General features: G+C 45.7%; 8 protein-coding genes and 1 pseudogene. 6 read left to right on the forward strand and 3 right to left on the reverse strand.

The window, feature by feature from the left end; all coding sequences use genetic code 11:
* Window positions 1-300, reverse strand: a 300-nt coding sequence (locus tag Q0095_RS08510; protein WP_297883119.1) for a hypothetical protein, incomplete at its 3' end; no start/stop codon positions are given.
* A 425-nt stretch (window positions 301-725) separates the two neighbouring features.
* On the opposite strand from Q0095_RS08510, the gene Q0095_RS08515 reads away from it, so the two are divergent.
* The 6 genes from Q0095_RS08515 to Q0095_RS08540 all read left to right on the forward strand — a co-directional run bounded on the left by Q0095_RS08515 (window position 726) and on the right by Q0095_RS08540 (window position 5,374).
* Complete coding sequence (locus Q0095_RS08515) at window positions 726-1,403, forward strand: CsgG/HfaB family protein (RefSeq protein WP_297883120.1); 678 nt, start codon at window positions 726-728, stop codon at window positions 1,401-1,403.
* Between the two features lie 9 nt (window positions 1,404-1,412).
* Window positions 1,413-1,907 (forward strand): DUF4810 domain-containing protein, encoded by a 495-nt coding sequence (locus Q0095_RS08520; protein WP_297883121.1) that lies wholly within the window; start codon window positions 1,413-1,415, stop codon window positions 1,905-1,907.
* On the forward strand, window positions 1,904-2,584 hold the full coding sequence (locus Q0095_RS08525) for a DUF799 domain-containing protein (RefSeq protein WP_297883122.1): 681 nt from the start codon (window positions 1,904-1,906) through the stop codon (window positions 2,582-2,584). Before Q0095_RS08520 ends, Q0095_RS08525 begins: the two co-directional genes overlap by 4 nt.
* Window positions 2,585-2,602: 18 nt before the next feature.
* Window positions 2,603-3,058 carry a DIP1984 family protein gene (locus Q0095_RS08530; protein WP_297883123.1) on the forward strand — a complete coding sequence of 152 codons (456 nt, stop codon included), beginning with the start codon at window positions 2,603-2,605 and terminating at the stop codon, window positions 3,056-3,058.
* A gap of 404 nt (window positions 3,059-3,462) precedes the next feature.
* Window positions 3,463-4,149 carry a tyrosine-protein phosphatase gene (locus tag Q0095_RS08535; protein WP_297883124.1) on the forward strand — a complete coding sequence of 229 codons (687 nt, stop codon included), beginning with the start codon at window positions 3,463-3,465 and terminating at the stop codon, window positions 4,147-4,149.
* Between the two features lie 541 nt (window positions 4,150-4,690).
* Window positions 4,691-5,374 carry an SMI1/KNR4 family protein gene (locus Q0095_RS08540; protein WP_297883125.1) on the forward strand — a complete coding sequence of 228 codons (684 nt, stop codon included), beginning with the start codon at window positions 4,691-4,693 and terminating at the stop codon, window positions 5,372-5,374.
* 1,472 nt (window positions 5,375-6,846) lie between these two features.
* Here Q0095_RS08540 and Q0095_RS08545 read toward each other — a convergent pair.
* The gene (locus Q0095_RS08545; protein ID WP_297883126.1) at window positions 6,847-7,374 is read right to left on the reverse strand and encodes an NAD(P)H-dependent oxidoreductase; all 528 of its coding nucleotides are present in this window, start codon (window positions 7,372-7,374) and stop codon (window positions 6,847-6,849) included.
* Between the two features lie 391 nt (window positions 7,375-7,765).
* Window positions 7,766-7,924 (reverse strand): annotated as a pseudogene (locus Q0095_RS08550) (C4-dicarboxylate ABC transporter); the annotation flags it as partial.

Here is a 7,924-nt window from a genome sequence, read left to right on the forward strand (position 1 = left end):
CACGAGCAAAATGGCAAGTGCCGCCCATATAAGCGCAAAAGAGTATCTGATCTTTCGCACGAGCAAAAAATGTGTGCATAGAGTGATAAAATAGGCGCTGCACGTAAACTCAAGCATAAATACGAATATCCCTTTTCCTATGAAATCCCAGCCATACCAGCGATCGAAAATAAAATGAAAAATTATATAGTAGCAAATCTGGCGTACTGCCAAGAATGCCGCCGTCACCAGAATTGGATGTAGTAGCGGCTTGCCCGCGCGCAAATCTGCGCCTAAATTTTTAAAGTAGCTTTTTAACATATGGATCCTTTCAAATTTGAACTTTTATCGTTTTTAAGATCGATCCGGGCTGCCTCATTGAAAAAATTGAAATTTCGCAGAGCTTTAGTACACGCGCTTCACCTTGCAAAAATATAAGTTTAATTTTAAAAACATATCGTTTAAACTTCCCTAAATTTCAGCGCAACCGGATGAGTTTAATTTAAATTGAGGCAGAGCTGCGCGCGGTTTTTTATAAGCTTTTTAAAAGCGGCTTCGCATCGGCAAGCCTCTTTTAAAATTTGCTTACTTTAAAGTGACGCCGCCGTTCGCGCGATCTTTATCAAATTTCCGCGATTTTGACATGGCGTATTTTAAGGCAAATTAATTAAATTTGAAACAAATCGTATCCGTTTTTTTAAGAATTTCTTGCTATCATACGGAAAATTTTTCTTAAGGAGTAAAGAATGAATTTCAAAAAAACCATATCGGTTGCCTTTATTGCGGCTTCGGTGCTAGCGCTATTTAGCGGATGCGCGAAAGAGAGCTCTCGCGTAGTGCAAACCCCTACGGTAGCGAGTCTAAATACCAATTACTCGGGCGAGCGGATCGCCGTGTCGGTAGGACGCTTTAACAACCAGTCCTCTTACAACAACGGGGTGTTCTCCGACGGGGAGGACAGACTGGGCAACCAAGCGCAGACAATTTTGATCTCAAGCTTACAGCAAACGGGACGCTTCTCGGTGCTTGACCGCACAAATATGCGCGCCATCAAAGAGGAAAGCGCAATCTCCAAAAGCGCACAAAGCTTAAAAGGCGCCAGATACGTTATCACCGGCGACGTGACTGAGTTTGGCCGCAAGACGACCGGAGATCATCAGCTGTTTGGAATTTTGGGTAAAGGAAAGACCCAAACCGCGTATTCTAAAGTAAATTTAAACATCGTTGACGTTAGAACATCCGAGGTGGTCTTTTCGACTCAGGGCGCGGGCGAATACGAGCTATCAAACCGCGAAGTGCTAGGTTTCGGCGGCACTGCGGGCTATGATTCGACGCTAAACGGCAAGGTGTTAAGCCTAGCGATCATCGAAGCTGTCAATAATCTCGTAAACGGCCTTGAAAACGGCGCGTTTAAAGTGAGATAAGGATAAAATTTGAAAGCAGGTAGCGTTTTTGCTCTTGCTGCTGCGGCCGTGATCTTTTGCGGCTGCGGCGGCGGGACGCGGAATCAAATTTATTACTGGGACGGCAGCTACACGGACTCGACCTATCAGTATCTAAAGCAGGAAGGCGATGTAGGCGAACAGATCGAAGCGCTTGAAAAATCTATCCAAAAGGCATATGAAAAGGGGCTCAAAGTCCCGCCTGGGCTTTATTCGCATCTGGGGCTTTTGTATCTAAGCGCGGGCAACGGCGCGAGGGCGAGGGAGAATTTCGAGAAAGAAGCTCAGGCCTTCCCTGAATCAAAGCCGTTTTTAACCTTCATTACAAACCCCGCCGCGCTTAAAAAAGCTGAGGCTGCGGCCAAGCCGGGCGCCGATAAAGCTCAAGGATCAAGCGGGCGCGAAGCCGCCAAAACGGCCTCTGCAAAGCAAGGCAAAGCTGCCGCAAAGCAGGGCGGTAAAACGAATAAAAAGGCTAAAAAATGAAAAATAAAGCTCAAATAGCGATTTTTAGCGTATTCGTGGCGCTGTTTTTTAACGCGTGCGCTCTAAGCGAGCCTGAAATTTACGACTACTCGGCGCTTCAGCAGGCTAAGCCGCGATCGATTTTGGTGCTGATGCCGAGCAACGAAACAACCGAAGTGGATGCAGGTGCTGCCGTGCTTGCCAACGCGATCTATCCGCTAAGCGAGGCGGGCTATTATGTATTTTCGCCTGCGCTCGTGCATGAGACCTTCAAAAATAACGGAATTTACGAGGCGAGCGAGATCCAAAACGTCTCCGCGCACAAGCTAAGACAAATTTTTGGCGCAGACGCCGTGCTATATATGGATGTCGTCAAATACGGCACTTCGTATATGTTGCTAAATAGCGTAAGCGTCGTGGCGGTCAATGCCAAGCTCGTGGATCTGCGAAGCGGTGCGACGCTCTGGGAGGGCTCGGCGCAGGTAAGCGACGACTCAAGCAGAGGCAGTAGCGATCTTGTAGGCATGCTGATCTCCGCGGTCATCAAACAGATCGGCGATACCGTCTCCGACGCGGGATACAAGCTCTCCGCGAGCGCAGATGCGATGCTGCTGGGCCAAAACTGCAACAAATGCTTGCTCTACGGCCCGTATTCACCGCACTACGGCCAGGATAGGCAGCTTGGCGGCGGCAAATAAATTTTAAAAAGGACGAAAATGAAACTAGCCGAGGCGCTGATACTGCGCGCCGACATACAAAAACGCATCGAGCAGCTAAAATCAAGGCTCGCGGATAACGCAAAGGTGCAAGAGGGCGAGAAACCCAGTGAAGAGCCAAAGGCGCTACTAGCCGAGCTAGACGCGCTAAGCGGCGAGCTTGAGCGGCTAATCGTTCGGATAAATTTAACCAACTGCACCGCAAAAGCGGATGGCAAGAGCTTAACCGAGCTAATCGCCAAGCGCGACGTACTCACGCTAAAAGCGGGAGCGCTGCGAGCTTTCGCGCAAGCTTCTGCGCAAAAAGTGGATGTTTATTCGCGCAGCGAGATTAAAATTTTAAGCACGGTCGACGTCGCGGCGCTGCAAAAGCAGGTGGACGAGCTAGCTAGGCAGATCAGACAGCTTGATACGACGCTGCAAAGCGCGAACTGGCAGACCGATCTGATCGACTAAAGCGTCAAATTTAGCGGCGAAATTTGAAAGGATTTCGCGAAAAATAAAATTTCGGGTAAGTATCGCAAGAAGCGAGTACAAAATTTATGGCAGCGCTCGCGGAAACGGCGCACCCCTTTTACGATTTATTTTCAGTAAATTTACAAGGGCAATGTAACTACGCAATGTAACTACCGCGTACTGATCTAGCGATACCGAGGGCGGGAACGGGGAAATTTTAAAACGAAATTTTAATTTTTGCGGCGTGGCTTGCGGGCTTGCAGTAAAATTTGGCGGCGATCTGGGCGGGCTTGACGCTCAAATTTTTCGTTAAATTCAGGCGTGCTTGCCATTTTGCATTTTGACCCGTCTGGCGTCAAATTTTACAAAAATCATAAAATTTAGCCAAATTTAAAGGATGAAATTTGAAATTTAAAACCCTTGCGCTAGCGGCCGCATTTTTCTTTGCGACGAGCGTAAATGCAGAGCTCGCGACAGAAGCGAATTCCATAAATTTTAGAAAAACGAGCAGTGCGGAGCAAAATTTCGCGGACGCAAAAGACGCCAAATTTCAAAACGCGCATTTTCAAAACGCAGATACAGCAGCGCGCGGTACAAACTCAAACTCATCGCAAAAAGCGACCCTCATCGACGAAGCGAAAAATTTCTACCACGTGGACGAGCTGCTGTTTCGCAGCGCTCAGCTTGATGGAAGCGACGCCGCAAAGCTGCACGAGCTTGGCATCAAAAGCATCGTAAATCTGCGCCATTTTAGCAGAGGCGGCGACAGAAGGGCGTTTGGGGATCAATTTTGGCTCGCGAACAAGCCGCTTCAAAGCTGGGAGATAAAGCCCGCACAGATCGCAGACGTCTTGCGCACCATTCGCGAGCGCCAAAAAGAGGGCGCCGTGCTCGTGCACTGCTATCATGGAGCCGATCGCACGGGCCTTGTGGTGGCGATGTACCGTGTGATCTATCAGGGCTGGAGCCTGGACGCCGCACGCAGCGAGATGATAGACGGCGGATACGGCTTTCACTCGATGTGGCAGGATATCGCGGGCTTTTTGACGCCGCAAAACGAAGCGCTCGTAAGAGCCGAGCTAGGAATTTAGACGAAATTTCGCTCGTCCTATCAGACGGCGGCAAAATTTGTAAATTTAATAATGACAAAATGCCGTTTATAACGAAATTTTAGAATACGAGCTATGTATATTTTCTGGGGCGAGGCTCGGGATACGCCAAAATAGGGGCGAAAAACGAGCTGAAAAGACACGCGGAGTTTGAGCAAAAATTTGAGGCGTGCAAACAAAAGGCGCGAGAAATTTTAAATTTATAGATATCGCTAAAATTTTACTCTTTGCGGCGAGCTAAATTTAAAACCATAAATTTCTGAAAAAAACAAAGAGGCCTTAAAATAGTAAAATTTAGGTCGTAAAATTTTACGCATTTTTCTACTGGAAATTCTCATAATTTTTTCAAATATGCGCTCACGCCGCTGCGTGCGTATCGCAACGAAAATTGGCTAAATTTTAAAGCCCGATTTGCACTTGCGGCGACGAGGCGCGTAAAACGCCGCAGATATTAGAAAAATATCCGTAAATTTAGCCAAAACGGAGTAAAATTTGAGCGGCAAATTTAGAAAAAGAAGCGATCGTGGAAAATTTATTACTGGTGCAGCTGCGAGAGGCGCTACCGCAGGGCATGCGCGTGCCGAGCGAACTTGAGGCGCTTTATGCGTGGATCGAAGCAAACGGCTTTTATGACGACGCGGGCGGTCGCAGACGCGGCTATCTCTACCCGCAGGATCGGCTGCAGCAGAGCTGGAGCGACGATGAGCGCGAGGGCGGCACGGATATCGTATTTTTCACGGATGAGCCGAAAAATCGCGACGAGGAGCTAAGGTATTGGTTTTACGGCGAGGATCGCGAGCTTGCCGCGGAGATCAAGCAGAGGCTTTGCGTATTCGCAGGCAGCGGCTCGGAGGGCTCGATGTGCGCGCTGTGGCTGGACGATGCGGGCGAGACGAAGATCGTGCACATGGGCTCCGGCTCGGGCTCGAGCATGACCTGCGTTTTGGCTCATAGCGGGCTTGATTTTTTGCGATTGCTTGCGATCGGATACGATGAGATCTGCTGGGATGAGGATTTTAGCGCGCCGCCAAACAGCGAGGAGGATGATTTTATCGTGCATCCAAACGTAAAATTTCAGCAGTGGCTTAAGGACGCGTTTAAAACGACGATCCCGCAAACCGCGCTTGAGTTCGTCACGCCTGCACATCTGGACGACGAGAACCCGAGCGATGAGTTTTTGATCTGGGTAAATCGCGTCGCAGAGTGAAATTTAAAGCGGCTTTTTTGCGCCGTTTAATGAAGTATTGCGGGGCTTGCTTTCGTAGGAAACCTTGAATTTAAGCTTTTACTGGCTAATTTAAAGAGCGTAAATTTAATGGATATCTTTTGATTAAAATTTTAATGGCGGCGGTATCCATATAGAAAAGCATTAACCATCCATTACCGCTTTTGCTGCTCTTAAAATTTTTAATAAATCTACCTGATAGAATCTAACTCTTTACAGTGTGGCGGTAGAATTTTGCTGTTATCCGAAATAAGACGCGATAGAAAAGTTGGCACGTTTTTAAGAATCCAAATAAATTTAGCTAAATTCCGCGTGGATGGGTTATATCAAAGCATGGAAATTCTGTCAGTTTATTGGCAAAGAACTGATTGAGACTAAATTCTAAAGCAGAAAAACAAGGCTAAAAGCTTTTCGGTAGTTTTTGGCGATAGGTTGTATTTAAATGTCGTATCAGAGAAAATTGTGACTGCAGCGACGTTAGGCAGCGCGCGCAGAGCGAAAAAAATGGCGCGAGCATCTGTATCGGCATAGCGTTTTTGGGCTTCATATGAAAGATCGTATCCAAACGATCCTGCTTCAAATATCCGCATAAATTACGACGGATTTTTATCTAGGTCATGAGGGCGAGCTACAAGGCATATCCAGCAAATACGTCTTTGCAGCTAGCTGCGCGCAGGCATTTAAAAGACGGAAAGTAAAAGCGAACAGGTTGAAATCTGAAAGCATTAATAACTGTGCAATAGATAAATTGCGCTCAGTGGCGAAGTGAGCGCAAACTTTTGGCAGCTTTGAGCTGTTTGCACGCGCGTAGGGTGGCAGGCGCTACTTTACTTTAAATCTCTTTTTGGATCTTGGGTTTGCGCGCGCAGAGCAGCAAGCGCTAAGCAGCTTGGCGCGGAGGTATCGTATTTTGCACCACTTTCGCGGTAGTTCTCTTTATACCTGCCAGCTGACACGCTTTCTAGCAATATGATTAATGCTGTTTTAGATTGATGAGGATGAGCTTGGTGAGTGCAATACAAGCCCGGTAACGTATAGTGAACGCGCGACTTTACGAGTTTAATATAATTTTAACGGAGAGTTTGAAGCAGTAGCTATGACGGGACATACATAGTTTTTTAGCGCCTTGTGGAAATTTAAGACGAGTATTATTGCGAGCGGGTGCAAATTTTTAGGTAAAATTTTATGCTCACTGATTTTTATATGGCTGTACTAAAGCATACTTCATACGGCAATTTCGTATAAATTTTAACGTAAATTTTGCCCCATTAGGGAGGTGGAGTAAGATTTACGATCAAAAGGGCGTGGGATTACGTCAGCAGGCTGCGTGTGCAACGCAAAAATAGCGATCCAGGAAGCGTGCCAAGCAGTGCGGATGAAACGAGACGATCTTCATCCGCCACTTTTTAAAATAAAATTTTGCGACTAAAAAAGCGATTTTGCCTTTGTAAATTTTAAAATTTTGCTAAAAATTCTTCGTATTTTTCTGCACTTTTTGCGATATATTCGCTATCTGGATGAAATGAAAATCCATAGCCAAAGTGGCACGGCAGTAGCTTGGCGCCTGTAAAATTCATCGCGCATTTAAAAGGCGTGATAACTTCCTCTATGTTAAATCCGATCGTGCCGTCTTTTTTATAGTTGTTTCGCTCGTCGCCGATAGTGATCGCTAGGGCGAATTCTTTACCTTTCAGCTTGCCGCCGGTGCTGCCGTAAGCCCAGCCGTAGGCGAATACATCGTCGAACCATTGCTTTAAAAGCGGCGGATAGCTGTACCAATAAAGTGGAAACTGAATGATAATTTTATCGTGGCTTAAAAGTGACTCCTGCTCGCGCGCTACGTTTATTTCGCCGTTCGGATAAGCAGCGTAAATTTCGTGAATATCAAATTTATCCGCTTGCTTTTTGGCTACCTCGCGCCACGCCTTGTTTGCGTGTGAGCTTGCCATATCGGGATGAGCGATGATGATTAGGTTTTTCATATTTTCTCCTTGTTTTGAATTTCTTACATTATATGTTTTTTGGCTGAAATTTAAATTTACTATTCAGATACTTATATTATAAAGGATCTAAAATTTATATACGAAATGCGATTAGTTTTGTAATCGTAAAATTTTATCAGAATTAAATTTTTTACATAAATTTTATTTGCGAGATTTCATTTAAATTTATAAGTAGATTTTGACCTTAGCCATATTGGAGTGACAAGAGGGATAAAATTTGGTCTATGCGAGACTTTACTTATCAACAAAATTTAAGTTTAAGTAGATACTCTGGATGGGATATTTGCGTCATTGCTTTTAGGTAAATTTCAATATTAGTGTTTAAGTCTTAAGCGAATTAATAAAGCCGAGAGCGAGTCTCGGCTAAATTTTACAATAAAATCGGTGCTATTAGAAAGCCGAGCGCTACTGAAAACGCTATAGCTAAAACACCTGGTAGGAAAAAGGAGTGGTTGAATATATATTTACCTATCCTAGTAGTTCCGGTATCATCCATCTGAACAGCTCCAAGTAAGGTCGGATACGTAGG

It is taken from the genome of uncultured Campylobacter sp. (assembly GCF_938045535.1).
In the GTDB taxonomy this organism is placed as follows: Bacteria; Campylobacterota; Campylobacteria; order Campylobacterales; family Campylobacteraceae; genus Campylobacter_B.

What these genes read in the sequence shown, in the direction of transcription:
- Q0095_RS08545 (WP_297883126.1), bottom strand. Translation starts at nt 7,374, where the DNA reads ATGAAAAACCTAATCATCATCGCTCATCCCGATATGGCAAGCTCACAC.
- Q0095_RS08530 (WP_297883123.1), top strand. Translation starts at nt 2,603, where the DNA reads ATGAAACTAGCCGAGGCGCTGATACTGCGCGCCGACATACAAAAACGC.
- Q0095_RS08515 (WP_297883120.1), top strand. Translation starts at nt 726, where the DNA reads ATGAATTTCAAAAAAACCATATCGGTTGCCTTTATTGCGGCTTCGGTG.
- Q0095_RS08525 (WP_297883122.1), top strand. Translation starts at nt 1,904, where the DNA reads ATGAAAAATAAAGCTCAAATAGCGATTTTTAGCGTATTCGTGGCGCTG.